The sequence below is a fragment of the Oryzomicrobium sp. genome (genome assembly GCF_036820405.1).
Lineage (GTDB): Bacteria > Pseudomonadota > Gammaproteobacteria > Burkholderiales > Rhodocyclaceae > Oryzomicrobium.
Window position 1 is genome coordinate 155,061 of sequence record NZ_DAISLS010000012.1, and the last position, 22,120, is coordinate 177,180.

Sequence of the window (22,120 nt, forward strand, 5' to 3'; positions counted from 1 at the left end):
CCTTTGCCTCAGTCCAGGGTCTTGCGGAAGGCTCGGGCCGCCAGCACCACCACCACGGCGGCGTAGAGGGCGAGGCAGAGAATCGGCACGGCCAGTTCCATCACCCCGGCGCCCTTGAGGAACACGGCCTTGAGAATCTCGACGTAGTAGCGGGCGCTGACCAGGAAGGTGGCCGCCTGGACCGCAGCCGGCATCTGCTCGATGGGGAAGGAAAAGCCCGACAGCAGGGTGGTGGGCAGCATGGTCGCCAGCAGGGCCACCTGGCTCGCCCCCACCTGGCTGCGGATCGACACCGACACCAGGTAGCCGATGCACAGCACCACGGTGAGGAACAGGCTGCTGGTGAACAGCAGGGTGGCCACCGTGCCATGGAACGGCACCTCGAACCAGAACACCGCCAGGCCCAGGCAGATGGCGGCGTCCGCCAGCCCCACGGCGAAGTAGGGCAGCAGCTTGCCGATCATCAGTTCCATGGGCTGCACCGGGGTGGAGACCAGCAATTCCATGGTGCCCCGCTCCCATTCCCGGGCGATGGTCAGGGAGGTGAGCTGGGCGCCGACGATGGCCATGACCAGGGCGACGATGCCCGGGACGATGAAGTTGCGGCTTTCCAGGGCCTCGTTGAACCATACCCGGGCCTCGACCCCTACCGGGGTCTGGGTCTGCAAGGTGCCGCCACGACGCTGCACCGCGTCCAGCTGGGCGGCGGCGGAAAAGGCCGCCACCACAGACTTGGCGTAGCCGGCGGCGATGTTGGCGGTGTTGGAGTCGGTGCCGTCGAGCAGGGCCTGGACCGTGGCCCGGCCGCCGTCGTTGAGGCGCTGGGAGAAGTCGGCGGGGATCACCAGGGCGATGCCGCAGTCGCCCTCGTCCAGGGCCTGAGCCACCTCCCGGTCGCTGCCGGCGGCGCGGCGCAGAGAGAAGTAGTTGGAGGCGGCGAAGCGCGCCACCAGGTTGCGGGACTGCTGGCCGTTCTCGTGGTCCAGGACGCACAGGGGAATGTGGCGGATGTCCAGGTTCACCCCGTAGCCGAAGATCACCATCTGCATCAGGGGCACCAGCAGGGCGATCATCAGGCTGCGCGGGTCGCGCACGATTTGCAGGGCCTCCTTGACGGCGATGGCCTGGATGCGGCGCAGCTTCATGGTCGGGCTCCCGCTGCATTGGCCGAGGTTGCTGCATTCAAGGCCGCCTTGCCCACCAGGCTGACGAAGCTGTCCTCCATGGTGGGGGCGATGGGCCGGGCCGTGGCGCCGGCGATTCCCCGGGCGGCGAGCAGGGCTTCCAGTTCCGGGCCGCGCCGGGCGGCCTCGTCCACCGTGACGTGGATGCGGCTGCCGAACAAGGCCGCGTCCCGTACCCCGGCGGCGCCTTGGACCAGGGGCAGGGCCCGGCCCAGGTCGGCGCAGGCGAGGGCCAGCAACTCCCCGTCCAGGCTGTGGCGCTTGATCTCCAGGGGCGTGCCCAGGGCGATCAGCCGGCCCCGGGCGATCAGGGCGATGCGGTGGCAGTACTCGGCCTCGTCCATGTAGTGGGTGGACACCAGCACCGTCACCCCGTCGCCGCTCAGGGTGTGGATCAGCTCCCAGAAGCGCCGCCGCGATTCCGGGTCCACCCCGGAGGTGGGCTCGTCGAGGAACAGCACCGGCGGCCGGTGCAGGATCGCCGCGCCCAGGGCCAGGCGCTGCTTCCAGCCCCCGGCCAGGTTGGCCACCAGCGTGTTCTCCTGGCCCCCCAGGCCAGCCATGGCCACCGCGTAGGCGATGCGGCCGGCCATCTCGGCGCGGGGCACGCTGTAGATGCCGGCGAAGAAGCGCAGGTTCTCCACCACGCTCAGGTCGCCGTAGAGCGAGAATTTCTGCGACATGTAGCCGATGCGGGCACGCACCGCCTCGGGCTGCCGGGCCACGTCGATACCCGCCACCCGGGCCTGGCCGGCGCTGGGGTGGAGCAGACCGCAGAGGATGCGGATGAGGGTGGATTTGCCCGCCCCGTTGGGGCCGAGAAAGCCCATGATCTCGCCCTGCCCGGCGGCGAAGCTGACGCCGTCCAGGGCGGTGAAGGCGCCGAAGCGCTTGGTCAGGCCGTCCACGGCGATGGCGGGGGCGGCGGAGGTGGTAGCAAGAGCGGCGTCCGGGGGATTCATGCCGGCGTCTCCGCGTTGTCGAGCAGGGCGACGAACAGGTCCTCGATGCTCGGCGCCACCTCCGCGATCTCGCTCACTGGCACCCCGGCGGCGGCCAGGGCGGCGGCGAGTCCGTCGCTGCGGCCTGCCGCGTCCACATGCACGTGCAGGCCGATGCCGATCAGCAGTACGCCGCGAACCCCGGGCTGGCCGGCCAGGGCGTCCCGGGCGCGGCGCGGCTCCGGGCTGACCACTTCGAGCATGGCCCCGGGCATGCGCGCCTTGAGGCCGGCCGGGGTATCGCAATGGACCATGTGCCCGCCGTGGAGCAGGGCCAGCCGGTCGCAGCGCTCGGCCTCGTCCAGGTAGGCAGTGGAAATGACCAGGGCCACGCCCTCGGCGCGCAGGCCGTAGAGGATTTGCCAGAACTCGCGCCGCGACAGGGGATCAACCCCGGTCGTGGGCTCGTCGAGCAGCACCACCTTGGGGGTGTGCACCAGGGCGCAGGTGAGCCCCAGCTTCTGCTTCATGCCACCCGAGAGCTGGCCCGCCAGGCGCTTGCGGAAGGGCAGCATGTCGGAGGCGGCGAGCATGGCCACGGCCCGGGTCTCGCGCACGTCCCGGGGCACGTCGAACAGGTCGGCGTAGAAGCGGATGTTCTCGTCCACCGTCAGGTCCTCGTACAGGCCGAAACGCTGGGGCATGTAGCTGATGTGGCGCTTGGCTTGTTCCGGGTGGGCCAGCACGTCCACCCCGTCGGCCACGATCTGTCCGCCGTCGGGGCGCATCACCCCGGCCAGCATGCGCATGGTGGTGGTCTTGCCGGCCCCGTCCGGCCCCACCAGGCCGAAGATCTCGCCGGGCGGGACGGCAAAGCTGAGCCGGTCCACGGCAACGAGGGCACCGAAGCGCTTGCTCACCTCCCGGGCTTCGACGATGGGCGTGCTGGCGGTCATCCCGTTTCCTTCATTGCCGTGGGGCCTTGGGCGGGCCGGCGCTCAGCGCGGGGCAATGGCAAGGGCGGCATCCGCCGGCATGCCCGGCACCAGCTCGTGGCTCGGATTGTCGATGTCGATCTTGACCCGGTACACCAGGGTCACCCGCTCGGCGTGGGTTTCCACGCTCTTGGGGGTGAACTCGGCCTTGTCGGCGATGAAGGACAGGCGCCCCCAGTAGCGCTTGCCCGGGTAGCTGTCGGTGGTGACCGTCACCTCCTGGCCCAGGCGCGCCTTGCTCAGGTCGGTTTCGTTCAGGTAGGCGCGCAGCCAGACGTGGTCCAGGTCGGCGATGGTGATGACCGGGGTGCCGGGCACCACGATCTCGCCCAGCTCGGCCTGACGGGTGGTGACCACGCCATCGAAAGGTGCGGCGAGGGTGGCATAGCCCCGCACGATGCGGGCCAGCCGGGCGCTTTCCTCGGCGCTGTGGATGCCGGCCTCGGCCACCAGCACGTTGCGTTCCGCCGCGGCGGCCAGGGCCCGGTCCCGGGCCAGCACCGCCTCGGCCTGCTTGTAGGCGGCCTCGGCCTGGTCCAGGGCGGCGGCGGAAACGAAGTCCTTCTTGCGCAGGTCCCGGTTGCGTCGCAGGTCGGCCTGGCGCAGGGCCAGCTCCGCCTCGTCGGCGCTCACGGTGCGCAGGGCCGCCTCCCGGTTCTGCAAGGCGGAATCATGCTGGCGCTGCTGCACGGCCAGGCCGGCCTCGGCCACCGCCACCTGCTGGGCATAGTCGCTGTCGTCGGCCCGGGCCACCACGGTGCCCTGCTTGACCCACTGCCCTTCGTTGAAGGGCAGCTCGACGATGCGCGATTGCACCGTCTTGAAGCCGAGCACGCTTTCGTGGGCCTCGATGTTGCCGGACAGCACCAGGGTGCCGGCGCCTTCGCGGCCTTCCAGCCAGTCCAGCAGGGGGCGCCCCAGGACGGCGGCGAGCGCCGCTAGGGCGAGGAGGGCGCCAAGGGCGAGGATCGTTCTTCGTGGTGCGAGAGCCATGGCCAACTCCCTGGGGTGCCGGCCGCGGGGGCGGCCGTGAGCGGGAAACCCGGACCTACTCTATTCCATTCGTCTGACGGCGGGTTGAGGCCTTGGTTCGTCATGACGCCTCCGGCGGTGGCGGTGGGGCATGTCCCTGTCCCTGTCCTGCGCCGTGCTTGCCAGACAATCTAACAATCGTTAGATTGAAGAAATGAAAGCAAATATCGCCAAGTCCTGCCTCTATGAACACGTCGCCCGGATCGGCAAGGTGCTGTCCAGCCCGAAGCGGCTGGAATTGATCGACCTGCTGGCTCAGGGCGAAAAGACGGTGGAGCTTCTCGCCGAGCAGGCCGGCATCGACATGCGCCTGACCAGTGCCCACCTGCGCGCCCTGCGCGAGGCACGGCTGGTGGAGACGCGCCGCGAGGGCAAGTTCATCCACTACCGGTTGAGCGGGGCCGACGTGGGCCGGCTCTGGGTCAATGTCCGCGAGGTGGCCGAGGAGCATCTGGTGGAACTGCGCGTGGCCCTGGAACAGATGGCCGCCGCCCCCGGTGCCCTCAGTGCGGAAAGCCGCGAATCCCTGCTGGCCAAGGCGCGCAGTGGCGACATCGTGGTGATCGACGTGCGTCCGGAGGCGGAATTCGCTGCCGGCCACCTGCCCTGCGCCCGCTCGATACCCCTGGCCGAGCTGGAACAGCGCCTGGCCGAGCTGCCCCCGGGCAAGGCGGTGGTCGCCTACTGCCGGGGTCCGTTCTGCCTGATGTCCGACGAAGCCGTGGCACTGCTGCGCCAGCGCGGCTACCAGGCATCCAAGATCAGCGACGGGGTGGCCGAGTGGAGCGCCGGCGGCCTGCCCATCGAAAACTGACGACAAAAACATAACCACAACAACATAACCACAACCAACAGAGGAAACCCCCATGACCCGAGTAACCGCCGCTTGGCGTGGCGGAATGGTGACCGTGTGCGCCCTGGCCTGCCTGTCCGCTCAGGCGGCGGACATTTCCATGCCGGTGCCCGGCGCCCAGACCGCCGACGGGCTGAAGGTGTTGACCTTCATCGCCAAGGACCCGCCGGGCCAGCGCTGCAACGGCAACCTGCAAGTGGCGGCCGAGGTGGCCAACACCTACCGGATTCCCGTGCAGTTGCTGCCCGCCAGCCTGGCTCCCGGGCTGCCGGCGCCGGCCGTCTTTTACGGCAGCCAGGCGATCGTGGCCGACGGCCGGGACTTCAACGGTGCGGCCAGTTACCAGATCGTCGCCGACGTGCTGGACCTGGAGAACGTGCCCAAACAGGCTGCGTCGGGCCTGCTCTTCAAAGACGGTGTCCGCCGCGACTTCGACGCCCTGAAGTCCGCTATCAAGGCGGGCGGTAAATAGGGACGCCGCAGTCCCAACCTTTTGCATTCCAGGGGCTCCTCTCGCCTAGACGGCAGGCACGGCGCCCGGCTGCCTGTGCTTGGAGAGGCCCATCCCCAGCCCCAATCCCCCAGCAGGAGAATCCATGTCGTTCATACTGATGCGCGCTGCTGCATTCACCTTCATCCTGGCCATGGCCAGCGCGCCGGCGTTGGCCAGCGAAGAGGCCGTCCAGGCCATGGAGGAATACCTGGAGTTCGTCGATTACGGCCGCGCCACCATCTTCCCGGAGCAGATCCCGAAGGAGGATTGGCATAAATTCCACGTCATCGACGCTAGGGACAAGGCCCTGTACGCCAAGGAGCACATCCCCGGGGCGGTGAACCTGGAATGGCGCCAGGTATTGGCCCAGAAGGCGTCCATCCCCCGGAACAAGCCGGTGCTCATCTACTGCAACACCGGCAGCCTCTCGGCCCAGGCTGGTTTCGCCCTGCGCGTCGCCGGCTACGACAACGTGCGCATCTTGCAAGGCGGCTTCGCCGAGTGGAAGGCCAAGGGCGGGCTGGACGCCGCGGCCCGGGCCATGGGCCCGGTGGGGCACTGAGATGGCGCTCCTGTTCCCCGGGCGGCGCAACGTTCTTCTGCTGGCGGTCTGCCAGTCCCTGCTGCTTTCCGCCATCGTCATGGCCATGGCCCTGGGCGCCCTGCTCGGCAACACCCTGGCCCCGGACAAGCGCCTGGCCACCTTGCCGGTGGCCCTGATGGTCATCGGCACCGCTTTGGCTTCCCTGCCGGCCGGGTTGCTGATGCGCCGCATCGGCCGGCGCGCCGGCTTCCTGCTCGGCGTCTCCCTGGGCGTGGCCGGCAGCCTGGTGTGCGCCTTGGCCCTGCACCGGATGTCATTTGCCGGCTTCGCCTTCGGGTATTTTTTGCTGGGGGCCTATCAGGGCTTCGGCAACTACTACCGTTTCGCCGCCGTGGAGGCCACCGATGCCGCCCACGGCAGCAGGGCCATTTCCTGGGTGGTGGCGGGCGGCGTGGTGGCCGCCTTCCTCGGCCCCCAGCTAGGCCAGTGGGGGCGGGATTGGGTAGCCGGCGAGTTCTTTGTTGGCTCCTACCTGGTCCAGGGCCTGCTGTCCGTTGCCGCCTTCGTCCTGCTCGCCCGTCTGGCGCTGCCGCCGGCCGCCGCACCCCAGGCGGGCGAGGCCCGGCCCCTGGCGGAAATCCTGGCCCAGCCGGCGTTGCGCACCGCCATCCTGGGGGCGGCCGCGGGCTATGCGGTGATGATCATGGTGATGACCGCCACGCCCCTGGCCATGGTGGGCTGCGGCCTGCCGCGCACTGACGTCACCCCGGTCATCCAGTGGCACGTGGTGGGCATGTTCGCCCCATCGTTCTTCACCGGCATCCTGGTCAAGCGCTGGGGGGCGCTGCGCATCATGCAGGCAGGCTTCCTGTTGTTGCTGGTCAACGTCGGCCTGGTCCTGATGGGGAACGACTTCCTCAACTTCCTCTCTGCCCTGGTGTTCCTGGGGGTGGGCTGGAACTTCGCCTTCATCGGCGGCACCGCCCTGCTCACCCAGGCCTACCGGCCGGCGGAGCAGCTCAAGGTTCAGGCCATCAACGAGAGCGCCGTGTTCGGCCTGGTGGCCCTGGCGACCCTGTCGGCGGGTTGGCTCTACGACCGTTTCGGCTGGGTGACCCTCAACCTGGCGGTGGTGCCCCTGCTGGTCGTCGCCCTGGGGGCGGCACTGTTTCTGGAGCGGCGGCAACGCCTGTTCCTGGCTACCGGTTGAGCTTGTCGCTTGGCCAGGCTGCGGCGTGGCCGATCTGGCTGGTGCCGGGGGCCGCGAGCGTGCGCTGCCGATCAGTAACGGCGCGCCAGGTCTAGGGCCGCCGCGATGGCGGCGCGGGCCTGGGGGCTGTTGCGCCAGCAGGACGAGCCGGTGAGCTGGGCGCCCCGGGCCAGCAGTTCCTCGACGTCGGCGGTGGCCAGGGCGGCCAGGGAGTGGTAGCCCATCTGCTCGAAGCGGGCGACCACGGTGGGGCCAACCCCTTTCAAGGCCAGAAGGGCGGCGCGTTCGGCGGCGGGGAAGGGCATGGCGATGGAAGCGATTTTCGGGAAAACCCGGACCTTAACGAAAAACGCCCCATCCCGGAAGTTTCTCCGGGATGGGGCGTTGTGTCGGGCCGCCGGATCAGAACGCCATGCGGTAGCCCAGGGAAGCGCCCCAGGAGGCGTCGCCACCGGAGGTTGCGGCGGAGGCGCTGAGGTTGATGAGGGAGGATTTGCCGATGCGGTGGTCCAGGTCCACCAGCAGGCGGGTCCAGTTCTGGCTGATCTTCTGCCCTGGCTGGTTGAAGCTCCACAGGCCGATGACCTGGCCGGAGGCACCGCTGCCCGACTCGTCGATGCGATGGGCGGCTTCGGCAGCGACGCGCAGGTCGGTGCTGGTGGTCAGGGGCGTCCTGGCGGCCAGGCCGAGGCGCACGTCCTGGCTGCGCTGGGTGGTGGCATTGAAGCGGGCCGGGAAGCCGCCGCCGGTTTCGGTGTAACCGTCAACCCGGGCATCAGTCCAAGTATAGGCGGCGTAGGGCGAGAAGCGGGTGGCCGAGAGCGCGAAGGCATCCTTCCAGTCGGCACGCAGGCGCAGGGCGGTGGAGGTGGCATCCGGTGTGCCCTTGGAAGTATCGATGCCGGCGCCGTTCTGGTAATTGCGCTTCATGTCGGTGGCGAAGCGGCCGTAGTAGCCGAGCAGGCTGACTTCGATGCCGCGGCCCAGGTCGGACGCCGCCTCGGCGATGAGGTACTGGCCGTTGTAGCGGGCGTTGCCGCCCAGGCTCCAGCCCTGGCGGGACCAGGCCTGACCGACGCCGAGGCCGAGGCGGGTGGCGCCGATGTCCTTGCAGGCGCCGGCCTCCACCAGGTTCATGGTGGTATCGGTCTTGTTGTGATGGGCCACGTCGGTGGTGGCCCAGGCGCAGGCACCGTCCTGGGTGACGGCGAGGCCGGAGGAATCGCGCAGGGAGCGGTGGTGGGCGCCGCCCAGGGTCAGGCTGGTGCTGCTGGCGGCGCCGTGGGCGGACTTGCCGACGCTTTCCACCACGGAGGCGTTGTATGCCTTGACGTCGGGCAGGAGGCCAGACCCCTCACGAGCAAGCCAAGCGATGAAATTGCCATTGGCGTCGGTCCCATCGCCGGCGATCACCTTGCCGTCCTGGTTGATTGCCGAGGCCCCAAGCAGATGCCAGCCGCTTGGCAGCGAGACACCGAAACCGCCCAGCCATTGGGCCACGGACTGCATACCGTTGGCCTGGGTCCAGCGGAACGCCGTCTGGTCGTTGCCGCCGTTGCTGCTGTGGCCGATGATCACTTGCCCGTTGGCCGAGATGTTGGTGGCCCAGCTGTCGGTTTTTCCCGGCAGGGTGCCCAGGTCGTGGACCGTTGCCGTGGTGCTGTCGACCGTCCAGTACACCGCCCGGGTCGAGCTGCCGTAGACCAGTCCGACGACGGTCGAACCGTTGCTGGAAATAGCTTCAGCACTACTCTGGTTATAAGCCCCGGTCAGCATCGGCAATTCGGTCATCACCGGGGTGGCTTCGCGCCAGACGAATGCCCGTTGGTGATGTAGGGAATCGAAGGCTGTACCCGCGACGATGGCCCCGTCGGCGGAGATGGCCTTGGCCATGCTGCCCATGCCGCCGGCGAGTTGCCCCAGGGCGGTCACGCTGTTGTTTGCGATGTCCCAACGGACGGCTTCGTACTGGTTGCTGACGCTGTTGAAGCCGACGGCATATTGGCCGGTGGCTGAAATCCCCTCCGCCTTGTTGTCCGTGGTTGCACCCGCCAGGCTGGGCAGGATGCTCACCCCGGCCGATGTCCACAGCAGGGCGATCCTGTTGCCGCTCTGGATGCCCCAGCCGACCAGTGTCGAGCCGTCGAGGGAAATGGCCTGGGCAGCGCTGGAGGTTGTGTTCGCCGGGGTGGCGAGGAGTTGGCTTGTCGTGCCGCCGTTGGTCCAGAGCACCGCCGTTTCGGCATTGCCTGCGGCGGTGTTTTCGGTGCTGCCGGCAATGACCGAACCGTCTCCGGACATGTTGATCGGATAGGGGGTAGCGTGATTTGCAGGAACCGGCAACGGCGTGAAATCCGCTGCTGCGCCTGTGGTGCCAGCCATGGCCAACAGTGCAGCCATGAGCTTGGGGGTGAAAAGCTGTGCCGGTTTGCGCCGGATATCGAGAACTGCCATGTAACCTCCCTGTCTTTTTTATGGAAAGCAGGGGGTTATATCCTCTGGTGTATGTCGTATCAATATTACGAAAGTCGTATTGCTGCGGGCGGGCCGCTTGGAAACGCCCGCAGCGGCCAGTAATCAGAAGGTCATCCGGTAGCCCAGGGAAGCACCCCAGGAGGCGTCGCCACCGGAGGTTGCGGCGGAGGCGCTGAGGTTGATGAGGGAAGACTTGCCGATGCGGTGGTCCAGGTCCACCAGCAGACGGGTCCAGTTCTTATTGGCCTTCTGCCCGGGGATGGTGAAGCTGTCCAGGCCGATCACCTCGCTCGACGTGCCGCTCAGGGTTTCGTCGATGCGGTGGGCGGCTTCGGCGGCGATGCGCAGGTCGGTGCTGGCCGCCAGGGGCGTCTTGGCTGCCAGGCCCAGGCGGATGTCCTGGCTGCGTTGGGTGGCGGCGGCGAAGCGAGCGGGGAAGCCGCCACCGGTTTCGGTGTAGCCGTCCATGCGGGTGTCCATCCAGGTGTAGGCGGCGTAGGGCGAGAAGCGGGTGGCGGCCAGGGCGAAGGCGTCCTTCCAGTCGGTGCGCAGACGCAGGGAGCTGGAGGTGGCGTCCGGCGTGCCGCGGGAAGTGTCGATGGCGATCCCGTTCAGGTAGTTGCGTCGCAGGTTGGCGGCAAAGCGGCCGTAGTAACCGAGCAGGCTGACCTCGATGCCCCGGCCCAGGTCGGAGGCCACTTCCGCCAGCACGTACTGGCCGTTGTAGCGGGCGCCGCCGCCCAGGCCCCAGCCTTGGCGCGACCAGGCCTGGCCGACGCCGACGCCGATGCGGGTGGCGCCGATGTCCTTGCAGGCGCCGGCTTCCACCAGGTTCACCGAGCTGTCGGTGGCATTGTGGTGGGAGGCGTCGGCGGTGGCCCAGGCGCAGGCGCCGTTCTGGGTGACGGCGAGGCCGGAATCGAGCAGGGAGCGGTGGTGGGCGCCGCCCAAGGCCAGGTTGGCGGCGCTGCTGACGGGCTGGGGCGTCTTGCCGGCGGCTTCTTGCAGGGTGGCCATGTAGGCGTCGCGGTTGGGCAGGAAACCGCTGCCGATGGGGCTGACCCGGGCGATCCAGGTGATGGGCCGTTCGCGCTCGTCCATGCCCCAGCCGACGATGACCGAACCGTCCTTGTTGGTGGCGGTGGCCCGTTGCAGCACCAGGCGGTCGCCGATCGCTACCTTGGCAGCGGCGAGCCACTGGGCGACCGATTGCATCCCGTCCGTCTGGCTCCAGCGGAACGCCCGGAAGTCGCTGTCGCCGACGATGACCTGTCCGTTGGCGGAGATCGCGCTGGCGTGGCTGAAGGTACGGTCCCCGTTCAGTCCCAGGGTGCCGATGCCATGGACGGCGCCGTCGGCGCTCGTCCAGTAGACCGCCTGCATCCGGTAGTCGTCCGTCGTTAGCGTGCCGGCTATGCGGGCGCCGTTGGCGGATATGCCAACCACGTCGCTGTTGGTGTAGCCCCCGGCGGCCAGCAGCGCCAGTTGCTGGCTGGTGTTGGTGCCGCTGCGCCAGATGAAGGACAGGTTATTGTCGGCGGTGGAATAGTTGCCGGCGACGATGTCGCCGTCGCGGGATACGGCGATGGCTCGGCTATCCGTGACCTCGGGCGAACGCAGCAGGGCCGTCTGGCTCAGGTCCACCTGGGTGTTGTCGGCCAGCCGCCACAGCACCGCACGGTCGCTGCGCGTATCGACGGTGGAACTGCTGCCCACCACGAATTGCCCGCCCGCCGAAACGCCCAGTGCCACGCTGCCGGCGGTACCAGGCAGGTTGTCGAGCACGCGGAGCGGACGGTTATTCGTCCAGACGACCGCTTGAGACGTGTCGTCGATGTCGATGCCGCCGACGATGACGCTGCCGTCGGCCGAGATGCCGGAAGCGTAGCTTTGCGCCGCTCCCCCCGGCCCGGGCAACAGGTCGTTGCTACCGCCATAGTTGCTCCAACGCACCGCACTCGCGGTAAACGGGCCCTGGCTGACCATGCCGACAAAGATCGATCCGTCTGCCGACATGGCCGCTACGTCGGGAATACGGTAACCGGGGGGCGGGGAGACTTGGCCGAAACTGTCGGCCAGGCAGGAAGTGCTGAAAAAAGCGAGCGAAAAGGCGATACGAAGGCGATTTGGCGAGAAACAGCCTGTTAGACCGGTGCGCGGCATTGACTTTCCCCCTTGGAATTATGATCAAAGGGGGCGTTTATATACCGCCGTAAATGGCCTTTCAATACGACTAAAGTATTGATTTGTAGAACGTTATATAACCTTTGTCAGAATCCTATTAGGCGTTGGTCATACGGATTATGCCGAATGTAAAACAGGCCTTTGCGCTGGTGGCGTAAAAGGCCTGTTGTTGTCAGTAAATTGTCAGAAATAAAGGTTCTTGGCGAAAAATATTTTCCAGCCGCGATTTACACGATTTTTGCCACGTCGTTAAAGGCCAGCCGCGGGCCGCGCGGGTAGTTGCCGGCAGGGTCGCCGTAGCCGATGTTGATGAGGAAATTGGCCTTCCACTTGCCGTCGGGGAAAAAGGCGGCGTTCACCTTGTCGGCGTCGAAGCCGGACATGGGGCCACAGTCCAGGCCCAAGGCCCGGGCCGCCAGGATCAGGTAGGCGCCTTGCAGGGTGCCGTTGCGGAAGGCGGTGGCCTGGGCCAGGTCGGCGTTGCCTTCGAACATGGGCTTGGCATCGTAGGCGCGGAACTGGGTGGGCAGCTCGTCGAAGAAGCGGGGATCCCAGGCGACGATCGCGGTCAGGGGGGCTGCCTGGGTCTTTTCCTGGTTACCCGGGGAGAGGGCGGGGATCAGTTTCGCCTTGGCCTCGGCCGAGCGCACGAACACGTAGCGGGCCGGCTGGGTATTCATGGAGGTGGGGCCCCATTTGAGCAGGTCGTAGAGGCGGTGCAGGGTCTCGTCGCCGACCGGGCGGTCGGAGAAGCGGTTGAAGGTGCGGGCCTCGGTGAACAGCTGGGCCAGGGCGTTATCGTCGAGCGGGGTGGCGGGCATGGGGGACTCCTGTCGCGGGTTGAGGTGAATGGAAAGGGGACTGCATACTGTCAAGGATGCAGAATCCAGAATAGAAGAGGCCATCGCATGACAGTCAAAAGAATCTTGAGCAAGTTGGAACGTGTTCCACTGCGCGAAGCTTGGAAGCATGAAGCCAGCGATTTCACACCCTGGCTGGCAGAAACCGACAACTTGAACGCCTTGGCAGATGCGCTGGGTATCAGCGAGTTGGTGCTAGTGGCCACCGAACACTGGGTCGGTGATTTCAAGCTGGATATCCTTTGCACCGATGGCGACGAGCAAGTCATCATCGAAAACCAGCTCGAAAAAACCAACCACACGCACCTAGGCCAGATCATCGCTTACGCTGCCGGTGTGGGGGCCAAGAAGGTCATCTGGGCCGCCGAATCTTTCCGACCCGAACATGCGGCTGCGTTGCAATTTCTCAATGAGAACACTACTGGCGACCTGAATTTCTTCGCCGTCGAGGTCGAGTTGTGGAAGATTGGCGATTCACCGTTAGCACCTAAATTCGAAGTAGTGGTGAAACCCAACGAATGGGCGAAGGCCGGTCGGGAGCAGGCCCGTGCAGCGGCTGTAACGACACCTACCAAGCAGTTGCAGCAGAAATTCTGGATAGCGCTGATCGATCATTTGGCGACGAAAGCCCCTCAGATTCGCCCGCAGAAGCCCAGACCACAGCATTGGTTGAACAATTCCATCGGGCGTGCTGGATTTGCACTGAATCTGACAGCAAATACACGCGACCAGCGCTTGGGGATCGAACTCTGGATTTCAGGGGCACAAGCGAAGCAGCATTTCGCCAACCTGTTTTCCCAAAAGCAGGACATCGAAACCAAGCTGGGTTTTGAGTTGGACTGGCAGGAATTACCCGATGCGAAAGCAGTACGGATTGCCCTCTGGTATCCCAATGCTTCTATAGAGGAGGAGCATCGCTGGGGTGAGTACGTTGACTGGCTTACGCAGCGCTTAGTCAAAATGGATGCCGTGCTGCGCCCTATCGTAAAGGCGTTGCCGTAATACGGCAGGCGAATTGCCGGTTTTCTCTGCGCTGAAAGCGTTTGTCGTGGTGCCTGAATAGTTTCCCTTTCATCTGGAGCAAATCAAGCAGGTATTTCCGGGGGAGAAGAGGGACGTTCAGGCCGCAACGTCCGGCAGGGCGGGGAAACCTCCGGCCTCCCAGCGGGCTTGCAGGGCCTTGCCGCTGGCCACCGAGTCGGTGACGAAGTTCCACCAGATCACCGTAGGTTCGGGCATGGGGGCGCCGCCCAGCAGCATCAGCCGGGCCGGGCCGTCGCTGGCGAGTTCCAGGGTGGCGGCGCCGTCCTCCAGGTGGGCCAGTTCCCGTGCCGCCACCGGGGCGCCGCCCAGGCGCACCGTGCCTTCGGCCACGTAGATTGCCAGCTGGTGGTCCGGGGCCACGGCCAGTTTCACAGTACCCACGGCGCCTGCCGTGCCAGCGAGGGCGATGTCGGCGTAGGTGAGGGGGGAATAGGTGCGCACCGGGGCGGTCTTGCCGTCCAGGCTGCCGGCGAGCAGGCGCAGGGTGGCGCTGTCCTTGGTCCAGTGAGGCAGCCGTTCGGCGTCCACGTGCTCGAAGGCCGGGGCGATGCCGCGTTGGTCCGGGGGCAGGGCGACCCAGGCCTGGATGCCATGGCGCGGGCCCAGAGCTGCCGCGGGAAATTCGCCATGGACGATGCCGGCGCCGGCGGTCATCCAGTTGGCCGAGCCCGGATGGATGCGCTGCACGGTGCCCAGGGAATCCCGGTGGTCGATGGCGCCGGAGAAGAGGTAGGTGACGGTCTGTAGCCCGGCGTGGGGATGGGCGCCCACCGTGTCCGGCGGCGGCGTGCCGTCGTCGGGCTCGCCGGCGGCGTGGCCGAAGGGGCCGAAATGGTCGAGGAAAACGAAGGGCCCTATCCGGCGCAGTTCGCGGCGGGGCAGGGCGCGGTAGACGGTGATGCCGGCCAGGGGGGCTTCTTTGGCCGGCAGCAGGCGGGCGATGCGGCGGACGGGGTTCGAGGACATGATCCGGCTCCTTGCCACGGGAAAGGGGGGAGCGGCGGGGGCCGCTCCCGGTGGGCGCTGCGTTGCGTGGTGGTGCGGTGCTGCCTTGCTGCCTGGTTGGCCGCTGCGCAGTCAGCTGGCGTTCTGGTAGCCGCCGTCGAACTTGCCGTCCCGGTAGTCCTGCATGGCCTGGTGCAGCTCGTTCTGGCTGTTCATGACGAAGGGGCCGTACTGGGCGATCGGTTCGTTGAGCGGCGCGCCGGCCAGCACCAGCACCCGGGCCGGGCCACCGGAGGCGGCGAACACCACTCCATCGGCCCCCGTGGCGTTGGCCAGGACGGCCATGCGCTGGGTCGGCACTTCCACCGGCGTGGTCACCTCGCAGCCCAGGGTGATGGCACCCCGGTACACGTACAGGAAGGCATTGTGCCCTTCCGGGATCGCCTGGGCGAAGGTAGCGCCTTCGGGCAGGTGCACGTCCAGGTAGAGGGGCTCGGTCAGCGGGCGGGATACCGCACCGGCCACGCCGTGGCTCTGGCCGGCGATGACGCGCACCGTGGCGCCGGCGTCGGTGGTCAGCTCGGGAATCTTCTCGCTGGGGATGTCCCGGTAGCCGGGCGTGGTCATCTTGTCCTTGGCGGCCAGGTTGATCCACAGCTGGAAGCCTTCCATCAGGCCGTCCTCCTGCTCGGGCAGTTCGGAGTGGATGAGGCCGCTGCCGGCAGTCATCCACTGCACCCCGCCGTTTTCCAGCAGGCCCTCGTGGCCGGCGCTGTCGCGGTGACGCATGCGTCCGGCGAGCATGTAGGTGACGGTCTCGAAGCCCCGGTGGGGGTGGTCGGGAAAGCCCGCCAGGTAGTCGTCCGGATCGTCGCTCTTGAAGGCGTCGAGCATCAGGAAGGGGTCGAGGCGGCGTTGCAGGTGCTGGGTAAGCACCCGGGTCAGGCGCACCCCCGCCCCGTCCGAGGTGGCCATGCCGGCCACCAGGCGCTCCACCGGGCGGGGCTGGGCGACCCGTTCCTGGGTGCTTTCACGTGCGTTGGCGGCGATGGCGGTGGAGGTATGAATCATGGCGATCTCCTTAGGATGAGGCGGGGGCGGGTACTGCGTTGCTGCTGGATGTCCGGACCTGGCTCAGGCCAGAGCGGCGATTTCCTCGCGGGCGGCGGCAAAGGCCCGCTCGGCGGATTCGGCACCCATGGCCAGGCCTTCGGCGTAGACGAACTGGATGTCGGTCAAGCCGAGGAAGCCCAGGGCGGTCTTGAGGAAGGGCACTTGGGAGTCGGCCGGGGTGTCGCGGTAGATGCCGCCACGGGCCAGGGCCACGTACACCTTCTTGCCCTTGAGCAGGCCTTCCGGACCGTTGGCGGTGTACTGGAAGGTGACCTTGGCGCGGGCGATGGCGTCGATCCAGTTCTTGAGCTGCACCGGCACGCCGAAGTTGTACATCGGCACGCCCAGCACCACCGCGTCGGCGGCCTGGATTTCGGCGATCAGGGCGTCGTCGAGGGCGACCCGGGCGGCCTGTTCGGGCGTGCGCTGCTCGGCCGGGGTGAACAGGGCCTGCAGGGCGGGCTCGTCGAGCACCGGATGGGGGTTCTTGGCCAGGTCGCGCAGGGTCACGGTGGCGGACGGGTTGCGGGCCTTGAGGGCGGCGACGATGTCGTCGGCGACCTTGGTCGAGTTGGCACCGGAGGAGCGGGCGCTGGCGTTGATTTGCAGGATGTTCATGGTGATTCTCCAAAAGTTGAACCGGCTACGTCGGGTTTCCCGTGGGGTCGGGGTACGGACGGCGGGGGCGGTTCGGTGCGGCATCGTGTTGCATCTCGCTGTTGCCTGCCCGGGCCGTTGGGGTTGCCCGCTGTCGATGGACGTACTGTAGTTGTTCTGAATTCGCGGCAGAAGACCGAAAAGCGGATAACATTGTTCCAATATTGAGACAATAGTGCCGGGCCTGGGGTACCCCGGGCCCGGCCAAGGAGAAACGCCATGAACGTCGATCCCAACGATCTGGTGCTGTTCGCCCGGGTGGCCGAGGCCGGCAGCTTCAGCCGCGCTGCCGAGCGGGTGGGGCTGCCCAAATCCACCGTATCGCGGCGCGTCGCCACCCTGGAGGCGGAACTGGGGGAACGGCTGCTGCTACGCACCACGCGCAAGCTGGTGCTCACCGAGTTCGGCCTGTCGCTGCTCGACCATGCCCGCCAGGTGGCCGCCGAGGTGGAATCGGTCACCTCCCTGGTGCAGCACCGCATGGCCGAGCCGAGCGGCTGCCTGCGCGTGTCCATGCCCAACGACATCGCCAACACCATGCTCGGCACCGTGTTGGCCGAGTTCGTCGCCCGCTATCCGGCGGTGACCCTGGAGGTGGATTTGTCGCCGCGCCGGGTGGACCTGATCGCCGAGAATTTCGACCTGGCCATCCGCATGGGCACTCTGAGCGACGACGCCACCCTGGCGGCGCGGCGGGTCGGCGTGTTCTCCGCCGGCCTCTACGCCGCTCCCGGCTACCTGGCTGCCCGGGGTACCCCGGCCACGCCGGAAGACCTGCTGCGGCACGACGCCCTGTGCTTCTTCGGCCGGGGCGGCGGCGCGGCGGTGTGGCAGCTCAGCCGGGGCAAGGAGGCATGGGAAAAGGTGCCGAATGCCCGGGTCACCGCCAACTCTCCGGAAACGCTGCTGCGCCTGGCCCGGGATGGCCGGGGCATCGTTGCCGTGAGCAGCTACGCGGCAGAGCCCTACGTGGACGGAGGCGAACTGGAGCGGGTGCTGCCCGACTGGTACCTGCCCCCCACCACTGCTTGGGCCGTATTCCCCGGCCGTCGCCTGATGCCAACCCGCACCCGGGTGTTCCTCGACATGCTGGAGGCAGCGATGGTGGGGCGGCGCTAGCCCGGAGCTAACCCGGGTCGGCATGGCTGGCGGGGATTGCGTATAGCATGGCGGCTTTGCCTCTCGCCGCCGCCAGGCGTCGCACCCCATGAACGGCACCGCACTTGCCCTGATCGTCACCGGCGCGCTCTTGCACGCCACCTGGAATCTTCTCGCCAAGAAGGCGGCCGGCGGCGCGCCCTTCGTCTGGCTGTACGGGGTCGTGAGCCTGGCGGCCGCATCGCCGCTGGTCGTGATCGAATTCGTGAACGGCACCGCCCCGCTCGGCGTCAGCGCGTGGCTGGCCATCGCCGTAAGCGCGGCGGCCCATCTGGTCTATTCGCTGACGCTCCAGCAAGGCTATCGGGCCAGCGATTTTTCGGTCGTCTATCCCGTCGCCCGGGGCACGGGGCCCCTCTTCGCGGTGCTGGGGGCCATCGTGCTGCTCGGCGAGCGCCCGACCCTACTGGGCGGGCTGGGGATCGTCCTGATTCTGCTGGGCATCGCGTTCGTGGCCGATGTGCTGGCCGGGGTACGCGCCCACGCGAGCAAGGCCCGGGCCGGCATTCTGTGGGGGGCCATGACCGGGGTGTCGATCGCCGCCTACACCGTGGTGGATGGTTGGGCGGTGCGCACCCTGGCGATCGCACCGATTGCCTACTACGCGTTCGGATTGCTCCTGCGCACCCTGTTCCTGGCCCCGGCCGCCCTGCGAAGGACGTCGGCGCTGCGCGAACAGTGGCGGAGTAACGGCAGACTCATCGTCGCCGTCGGCATCCTGTCGCCGACGGCTTACCTGCTCGTGCTGTATGCGATGCAATCGGCACCGGTGTCCTACGTGGCGCCGACGCGGGAACTGTCCATGCTGCTGGGTGTGCTGTTCGGCGCCCGTGTGTTGCGCGAACGCTTGAGCGCCTCGCGGATCGCGGGGACGATGCTGCTGCTCGCGGGCGTCACCTGCCTGGCCGTGGCCAAGTGATGGCCTGGGGACAGGAAGAATCGCCGGCTGCGTGGCCGGGAAGGGTGCCGTAACGGGCTTGCCGCCCCACTGGAAGGTGCCGCCATGTGTGCGGCTGTGGGGGCGGAAATTACCGGGCGACTGGCGAGAAACGGTCCAGCGACGCGGGCGATATGCCCGCCAATTCCCCGACGACGAGATTGACGCCGTTTCCCAACAGCCACCAGGCATTACCGTACGGGAGTACGGCGATGCCGGCATCGCTACACAGTTTGGTTGCTACGTTTCTTAAATTTTCAATATTCATTCAATGCTTTGGTCCAGATGGCGTCTTAACGACGCCTGGGGCTTGGAGACGCCGGTGCCCGGCCTTCGATATGCCGGAAAGTGATCCGTCCCTTGCTCAGGTCGTAAGGGGACAGTTCCAGGGAAACCTTGTCACCGAGCAGGATGCGGATGTGGTGCTTGCGCATTTTTCCGCCGGTATAGGCGATGAGGGTGTGGCCGTTGTCCAGCTTCACCTGGAAACGGGAATCGGGCATGACGTCCGTGACAACGCCTTGCATTTCGAGCAATTCTTCCTTGGCCATTGTGGCCTCCACTCAGAGGGAGCCAAGTTTCCTTGGCATAAACGACCTGGCTGGGGAGCCAGGTTAAGGGCAGTGGGCCTGCCGGGAGCGGCGGGCCTTCTGCGGCGGGGCAATCGGGCTTGCGAAGCAGGTGCGGCGGTCTTGGCCCCAACGCTTAAAGCGTTGGAGTGCGTCCCATGGAAAACGTCACAGAACCGGTCCTCGACACCGCCAAGGGTGACGAGGTCAAAACCTACTGCTTGGCTGGATCGTTTGGCGGTACCGCTTGCCGTGTCCTGATGCTCCGTCGGGTGACGGAGCTCGCCCGGCTGACGGGCGAAACCAAGACGGCGAGGTACGGATGGGGGACTGGCGCACCGTAGGATCGCGGGCGCTAAATCGACAAAACAACGGCACTTCTCAGGATCGCTGCGCTGCACAATACAACGCATTGGCGGCGATGGCAAATTGCGTGGTGGCGACCGTCGTGCTGCCAATGCCGACTACACCGGTTTTTCCGGTCTGTAGAGGCCGGTAAGTCGCCTGCCGAGGCATGCGGGAAGTCACGGTTGTCGGGCATTGGCCGGGGCTGTCTGGGCGGCCATGCTTTCAGAACGGCGCCTTCGTCTCGAAGTGCATTTCTTCGAAAGTGATCGGGTGGCGAAAGGCCAGTTCCCGGGCGTGGAGCAGCAGGCGGGGAGCCTGGTCGCGGCGCTCGGGCGGGGCGTAGAGGGTGTCACCGAGGATGGGGTGGCCCAGGTATTGGAGGTGCACCCGCAGCTGGTGGGTGCGGCCGGTGATCGGCTCCAGCTCGACCCGGCTGGTGTCGTGCCCGGCGTTGTAACCGAGCACCCGGTAACGGGTCAGGGACGGTTTGCCGGTGGCGTGGTCCACGATGTGGCGGGGGCGATTGGGCCAGTCGAGCACCAGGGGCTGGTCGATCTTGCCGGCGGCGGGGACGATGTGCCCGGCGGCCACAGCCTCGTAGCGCTTATGCACCTTGCGCGACTGGAACAGGATGCTCAACTGGCGGTGCATCTCGGCGCCCCGGGCGAGCACCAGCAGGCCCGAGGTGTCCATGTCCAGGCGATGCACGATGAGGGCGTCGGGAAAATCCTTCTTGGCCCGTTCCACCAGGCTGTCGAGCTTGTCCTCGCCCCGGCCGGGCACCGACAGCAGGCCCGCGGGTTTGTTGACCACCAGCAGCGCGCCGTCGGCATAGACCAGGTCCAGGCCGGTATCGGGCGGCGGGGTGTAGGCGACGGGCGGCGGCGGGGCGGACAGCATGGCGGGCAGTGAGGAAGGTGGTGTAGGGCAGGGCGGCGGGTAAATCCTGCCGACAGGGGCTACGGAATCCGGGTTTGGAGAATCCAGCGAGTCGGAGCCTACCCGGACCCGGTGCCAATGCGGGAACGCAGTGCGGTGTGCCGGACTCTGGACCATAGCGCGAAAGGCCGAGGTTGTACCACAAAAACGCCGCCCCCTTGGCGCTTCCGGCGAACGGGGCGGCAAGGGGGCGGCACTGTTTTTTTGCATTGACCGGAAAGCCTCGACTGGCGCGGGGTTCCAGGTCGATGCCGTGGAACGCCGCGCCAGTCTTCGATCTCCGCAATGGTGCCGTGAAGATGCCCGACTGGCGCAGTGTTCCGATGGGCGGCTTACAGCAGGTTCATCTTCTTCGCCGCTTCGCGCAGCTCGCCTCGGAAGTCAGGGTGGGCGATGCCGATCAGGGCCTCGGCGCGCTGCTTGGCGGTCTTGCCGCGCAGTTGGGCGACGCCGTGCTCGGTGACCACGTAGTTGATGTCGTTCTTGCTGGTGGTCAGGTGGGTGCCCGGAGTCAGGGTCGGGACGATGCGCGTGATGGTGTCGTCCTTGGCGGTGGAGGGCAGCACGATGAAGGCCTTGCCGTCCTTGGAGCGGTTGGCGGCGCGCACGAAGTCGGCCTGGCCGCCGGTGCCCGAATAGGGCGAGAAGCCCAGGCTCTCGGAGCCGCACTGGCCGAGCAAATCGACCTGCATGGTGGCGTTGATGGCGATCAGCTTGTCGTTCTTGGCGGCGATGAACGGGTCGTTGGTGAATTCCACCGGGTGCATTTCCAGGGCCGGGTTGCGGTGCATGAACTTGTACAGCTTGTTCGAGCCCAGGGCGAAGGTGGCCACCGACTTGCCGGGCATGAAGGTCTTCTTTTTATTAGTGACGGCGCCGGCTTCGATCAGGGTCAGGATGCCGTCGCCGATCATTTCGGTGTGGATGCCCAGGTCGTGCTTTTCCTTGAGCTGCATCACCACCGCGTCGGGGATGCCGCCGTAGCCGATCTGCAGGGTCGAGCCGTCCTCGATCAGGTCGGCCACATATTTGCCGATGGCCGCCTGCACCGGGCCGATGGTGGGTAGGCCCACTTCCAGCACCGGGTCGTTGCTTTCCACCAGGGCGGTGACCTGGGAGATGTGCACGTAACAGTCGCCGTAGGCGAAGGGCACGTTGGGGTTTACTTCCAGCACGATGGCCCGGGCCTTCTTGACCGCCGCCATAGTGTAGTCGGTGCCAAGCGACAGTGAGATGTAGCCGTGCTCGTCCATGGGCGAGGCCATGGAAAACACTACGTCGGCCGGCGACAGGTCGCGCTCGATCAGCTGGGGCAGTTCGGAGAAGTAGTGGGGGATGAAGTCGATCCAACCGGCCTGGCCGCCGGGGCGGGTAGCGCCGCCGAAGAAGTAGGCGGTGTGGCGCACGTTGTCTCGGGTTTCCGGGTCCAGGTAGCCGTACTTGCGCAGGGCCAGGATCTGGGAGACGGTCACGTCCCGGTAGTTGCGCCGGGCGTCCGACAAAGCGGTGAGCAGCGCCGGCGGTTCGCCGACCCCGGTGGGAACCACGATGGTGTCGCCATTGCGGACGCACTCGATGGCGTCCGTCGGGTTCATGCGCTTCTGCTGATACAAGGCCTGCACGTCCATACCGTCTCCTC

21 protein-coding genes are annotated in these 22,120 nt (G+C 67.0%); 7 read left to right on the forward strand and 14 right to left on the reverse strand.

Features of this window, described 5'->3' with window-relative positions:
* Window positions 1–8 precede the first annotated feature (8 nt).
* Genes V7Z98_RS13290 through V7Z98_RS13305 form a run of 4 tightly spaced genes read right to left on the reverse strand, consistent with a single transcriptional unit; the run spans window position 9 to window position 4,113 of the window.
* The gene (locus tag V7Z98_RS13290; protein WP_334158495.1) at window positions 9–1,145 is read right to left on the reverse strand and encodes an ABC transporter permease; all 1,137 of its coding nucleotides are present in this window, start codon (window positions 1,143–1,145) and stop codon (window positions 9–11) included.
* Window positions 1,142–2,146, reverse strand: a complete 1,005-nt coding sequence (locus V7Z98_RS13295; RefSeq protein WP_293260235.1) for an ABC transporter ATP-binding protein — start codon at window positions 2,144–2,146, stop codon at window positions 1,142–1,144. The genes V7Z98_RS13290 and V7Z98_RS13295 overlap by 4 nt, the downstream gene beginning before the upstream one ends.
* A complete protein-coding gene (locus tag V7Z98_RS13300; RefSeq protein WP_334158497.1) occupies window positions 2,143–3,081 on the reverse strand; it encodes an ABC transporter ATP-binding protein in 939 nt (312 codons plus the stop codon). Before V7Z98_RS13300 ends, V7Z98_RS13295 begins: the two co-directional genes overlap by 4 nt.
* 42 nt (window positions 3,082–3,123) lie before the next feature.
* Window positions 3,124–4,113, reverse strand: coding sequence for an HlyD family secretion protein (locus tag V7Z98_RS13305; protein WP_334158498.1), 990 nt, complete (start codon window positions 4,111–4,113; stop codon window positions 3,124–3,126).
* Between the two features lie 193 nt (window positions 4,114–4,306).
* Here V7Z98_RS13305 and V7Z98_RS13310 point away from each other — a divergent pair, with 193 nt between their 5' ends.
* The 4 genes from V7Z98_RS13310 (at window position 4,307) to V7Z98_RS13325 (ending at window position 7,252) form a co-directional block, all read left to right on the forward strand.
* Window positions 4,307–4,966: an ArsR/SmtB family transcription factor gene (locus V7Z98_RS13310; RefSeq protein ID WP_334158499.1), complete on the forward strand. Its 660-nt coding sequence runs from the start codon at window positions 4,307–4,309 to the stop codon at window positions 4,964–4,966.
* A gap of 52 nt (window positions 4,967–5,018) precedes the next feature.
* Complete coding sequence (locus V7Z98_RS13315; protein WP_334158501.1) at window positions 5,019–5,477, forward strand: hypothetical protein; 459 nt, start codon at window positions 5,019–5,021, stop codon at window positions 5,475–5,477.
* Between the two features lie 124 nt (window positions 5,478–5,601).
* On the forward strand, window positions 5,602–6,060 hold the full coding sequence (locus V7Z98_RS13320; protein WP_334158503.1) for a rhodanese-like domain-containing protein: 459 nt from the start codon (window positions 5,602–5,604) through the stop codon (window positions 6,058–6,060).
* Window position 6,061: 1 nt separating this feature from the next.
* Window positions 6,062–7,252 (forward strand): MFS transporter, encoded by a 1,191-nt coding sequence (locus V7Z98_RS13325; protein WP_334158505.1) that lies wholly within the window; start codon window positions 6,062–6,064, stop codon window positions 7,250–7,252.
* Window positions 7,253–7,323: 71 nt separating this feature from the next.
* On the opposite strand, the gene V7Z98_RS13330 is transcribed toward V7Z98_RS13325, so the two are convergent.
* The 4 genes from V7Z98_RS13330 to V7Z98_RS13345 form a co-directional block, all read right to left on the reverse strand.
* Entirely contained in the window at window positions 7,324–7,557 is a 234-nt protein-coding gene (locus V7Z98_RS13330; protein ID WP_334158507.1) for a hypothetical protein, read from the reverse strand.
* 97 nt (window positions 7,558–7,654) lie between these two features.
* On the reverse strand, window positions 7,655–9,553 hold the full coding sequence (locus tag V7Z98_RS13335; RefSeq protein ID WP_334158509.1) for an autotransporter domain-containing protein: 1,899 nt from the start codon (window positions 9,551–9,553) through the stop codon (window positions 7,655–7,657).
* A 276-nt stretch (window positions 9,554–9,829) separates the two neighbouring features.
* Window positions 9,830–11,743, reverse strand: a complete 1,914-nt coding sequence (locus V7Z98_RS13340) for an autotransporter domain-containing protein (protein WP_334158512.1) — start codon at window positions 11,741–11,743, stop codon at window positions 9,830–9,832.
* A gap of 395 nt (window positions 11,744–12,138) precedes the next feature.
* Window positions 12,139–12,732, reverse strand: a complete 594-nt coding sequence (locus tag V7Z98_RS13345) for a malonic semialdehyde reductase (RefSeq protein ID WP_293260261.1) — start codon at window positions 12,730–12,732, stop codon at window positions 12,139–12,141.
* Between the two features lie 105 nt (window positions 12,733–12,837).
* On the opposite strand from V7Z98_RS13345, the gene V7Z98_RS13350 reads away from it, so the two are divergent.
* Window positions 12,838–13,773 carry a DUF4268 domain-containing protein gene (locus V7Z98_RS13350; RefSeq protein ID WP_293260264.1) on the forward strand — a complete coding sequence of 312 codons (936 nt, stop codon included), beginning with the start codon at window positions 12,838–12,840 and terminating at the stop codon, window positions 13,771–13,773.
* Between the two features lie 117 nt (window positions 13,774–13,890).
* Here the strand turns inward: V7Z98_RS13350 and V7Z98_RS13355 are convergent, their stop codons facing one another.
* The 3 genes from V7Z98_RS13355 to V7Z98_RS13365 form a co-directional block, all read right to left on the reverse strand.
* A complete protein-coding gene (locus V7Z98_RS13355) occupies window positions 13,891–14,781 on the reverse strand; it encodes a pirin family protein (RefSeq protein ID WP_334158513.1) in 891 nt (296 codons plus the stop codon).
* A gap of 111 nt (window positions 14,782–14,892) precedes the next feature.
* Window positions 14,893–15,831 (reverse strand): pirin family protein, encoded by a 939-nt coding sequence (locus tag V7Z98_RS13360; protein WP_293260270.1) that lies wholly within the window; start codon window positions 15,829–15,831, stop codon window positions 14,893–14,895.
* A gap of 63 nt (window positions 15,832–15,894) precedes the next feature.
* Window positions 15,895–16,491 carry an FMN-dependent NADH-azoreductase gene (locus V7Z98_RS13365; protein WP_293260273.1) on the reverse strand — a complete coding sequence of 199 codons (597 nt, stop codon included), beginning with the start codon at window positions 16,489–16,491 and terminating at the stop codon, window positions 15,895–15,897.
* Between the two features lie 258 nt (window positions 16,492–16,749).
* Here V7Z98_RS13365 and V7Z98_RS13370 point away from each other — a divergent pair, with 258 nt between their 5' ends.
* Entirely contained in the window at window positions 16,750–17,649 is a 900-nt protein-coding gene (locus tag V7Z98_RS13370; protein ID WP_293260276.1) for a LysR family transcriptional regulator, read from the forward strand.
* Window positions 17,650–17,737: 88 nt separating this feature from the next.
* Window positions 17,738–18,607, forward strand: coding sequence for a DMT family transporter (locus V7Z98_RS13375; RefSeq protein WP_334158517.1), 870 nt, complete (start codon window positions 17,738–17,740; stop codon window positions 18,605–18,607).
* Window positions 18,608–18,918: 311 nt separating this feature from the next.
* Here V7Z98_RS13375 and infA read toward each other — a convergent pair whose 3' ends face one another.
* From infA to V7Z98_RS13390, 3 genes are all read right to left on the reverse strand, one after another.
* Entirely contained in the window at window positions 18,919–19,176 is a 258-nt protein-coding gene (gene infA, locus V7Z98_RS13380; RefSeq protein ID WP_293260282.1) for a translation initiation factor IF-1, read from the reverse strand.
* Between the two features lie 588 nt (window positions 19,177–19,764).
* On the reverse strand, window positions 19,765–20,442 hold the full coding sequence (locus tag V7Z98_RS13385; protein WP_334158519.1) for an RluA family pseudouridine synthase: 678 nt from the start codon (window positions 20,440–20,442) through the stop codon (window positions 19,765–19,767).
* A 371-nt stretch (window positions 20,443–20,813) separates the two neighbouring features.
* A complete protein-coding gene (locus tag V7Z98_RS13390; protein WP_334158521.1) occupies window positions 20,814–22,109 on the reverse strand; it encodes an acetyl-CoA hydrolase/transferase family protein in 1,296 nt (431 codons plus the stop codon).
* Between the last annotated feature and the right edge of the window lie 11 nt (window positions 22,110–22,120).

Excerpts from the sequence above, each read along its gene's own strand:
- V7Z98_RS13355 (WP_334158513.1), bottom strand. The coding sequence starts at position 14,781 with ATGTCCTCGAACCCCGTCCGCCGCATCGCCCGCCTGCTGCCGGCCAAA.
- V7Z98_RS13345 (WP_293260261.1), bottom strand. The coding sequence starts at position 12,732 with ATGCCCGCCACCCCGCTCGACGATAACGCCCTGGCCCAGCTGTTCACC.
- V7Z98_RS13320 (WP_334158503.1), top strand. The coding sequence starts at position 5,602 with ATGTCGTTCATACTGATGCGCGCTGCTGCATTCACCTTCATCCTGGCC.
- V7Z98_RS13375 (WP_334158517.1), top strand. The coding sequence starts at position 17,738 with ATGAACGGCACCGCACTTGCCCTGATCGTCACCGGCGCGCTCTTGCAC.
- V7Z98_RS13325 (WP_334158505.1), top strand. The coding sequence starts at position 6,062 with ATGGCGCTCCTGTTCCCCGGGCGGCGCAACGTTCTTCTGCTGGCGGTC.
- V7Z98_RS13315 (WP_334158501.1), top strand. The coding sequence starts at position 5,019 with ATGACCCGAGTAACCGCCGCTTGGCGTGGCGGAATGGTGACCGTGTGC.
- V7Z98_RS13385 (WP_334158519.1), bottom strand. The coding sequence starts at position 20,442 with ATGCTGTCCGCCCCGCCGCCGCCCGTCGCCTACACCCCGCCGCCCGAT.
- V7Z98_RS13290 (WP_334158495.1), bottom strand. The coding sequence starts at position 1,145 with ATGAAGCTGCGCCGCATCCAGGCCATCGCCGTCAAGGAGGCCCTGCAA.
- V7Z98_RS13305 (WP_334158498.1), bottom strand. The coding sequence starts at position 4,113 with ATGGCTCTCGCACCACGAAGAACGATCCTCGCCCTTGGCGCCCTCCTC.
- V7Z98_RS13330 (WP_334158507.1), bottom strand. The coding sequence starts at position 7,557 with ATGCCCTTCCCCGCCGCCGAACGCGCCGCCCTTCTGGCCTTGAAAGGG.
- V7Z98_RS13365 (WP_293260273.1), bottom strand. The coding sequence starts at position 16,491 with ATGAACATCCTGCAAATCAACGCCAGCGCCCGCTCCTCCGGTGCCAAC.
- V7Z98_RS13310 (WP_334158499.1), top strand. The coding sequence starts at position 4,307 with ATGAAAGCAAATATCGCCAAGTCCTGCCTCTATGAACACGTCGCCCGG.
- V7Z98_RS13390 (WP_334158521.1), bottom strand. The coding sequence starts at position 22,109 with ATGGACGTGCAGGCCTTGTATCAGCAGAAGCGCATGAACCCGACGGAC.
- V7Z98_RS13335 (WP_334158509.1), bottom strand. The coding sequence starts at position 9,553 with ATGTCCGGAGACGGTTCGGTCATTGCCGGCAGCACCGAAAACACCGCC.
- V7Z98_RS13295 (WP_293260235.1), bottom strand. The coding sequence starts at position 2,146 with ATGAATCCCCCGGACGCCGCTCTTGCTACCACCTCCGCCGCCCCCGCC.
- V7Z98_RS13300 (WP_334158497.1), bottom strand. The coding sequence starts at position 3,081 with ATGACCGCCAGCACGCCCATCGTCGAAGCCCGGGAGGTGAGCAAGCGC.
- V7Z98_RS13340 (WP_334158512.1), bottom strand. The coding sequence starts at position 11,743 with ATGTCGGCAGACGGATCGATCTTTGTCGGCATGGTCAGCCAGGGCCCG.
- V7Z98_RS13360 (WP_293260270.1), bottom strand. The coding sequence starts at position 15,831 with ATGATTCATACCTCCACCGCCATCGCCGCCAACGCACGTGAAAGCACC.
- V7Z98_RS13370 (WP_293260276.1), top strand. The coding sequence starts at position 16,750 with ATGAACGTCGATCCCAACGATCTGGTGCTGTTCGCCCGGGTGGCCGAG.
- infA (WP_293260282.1), bottom strand. The coding sequence starts at position 19,176 with ATGGCCAAGGAAGAATTGCTCGAAATGCAAGGCGTTGTCACGGACGTC.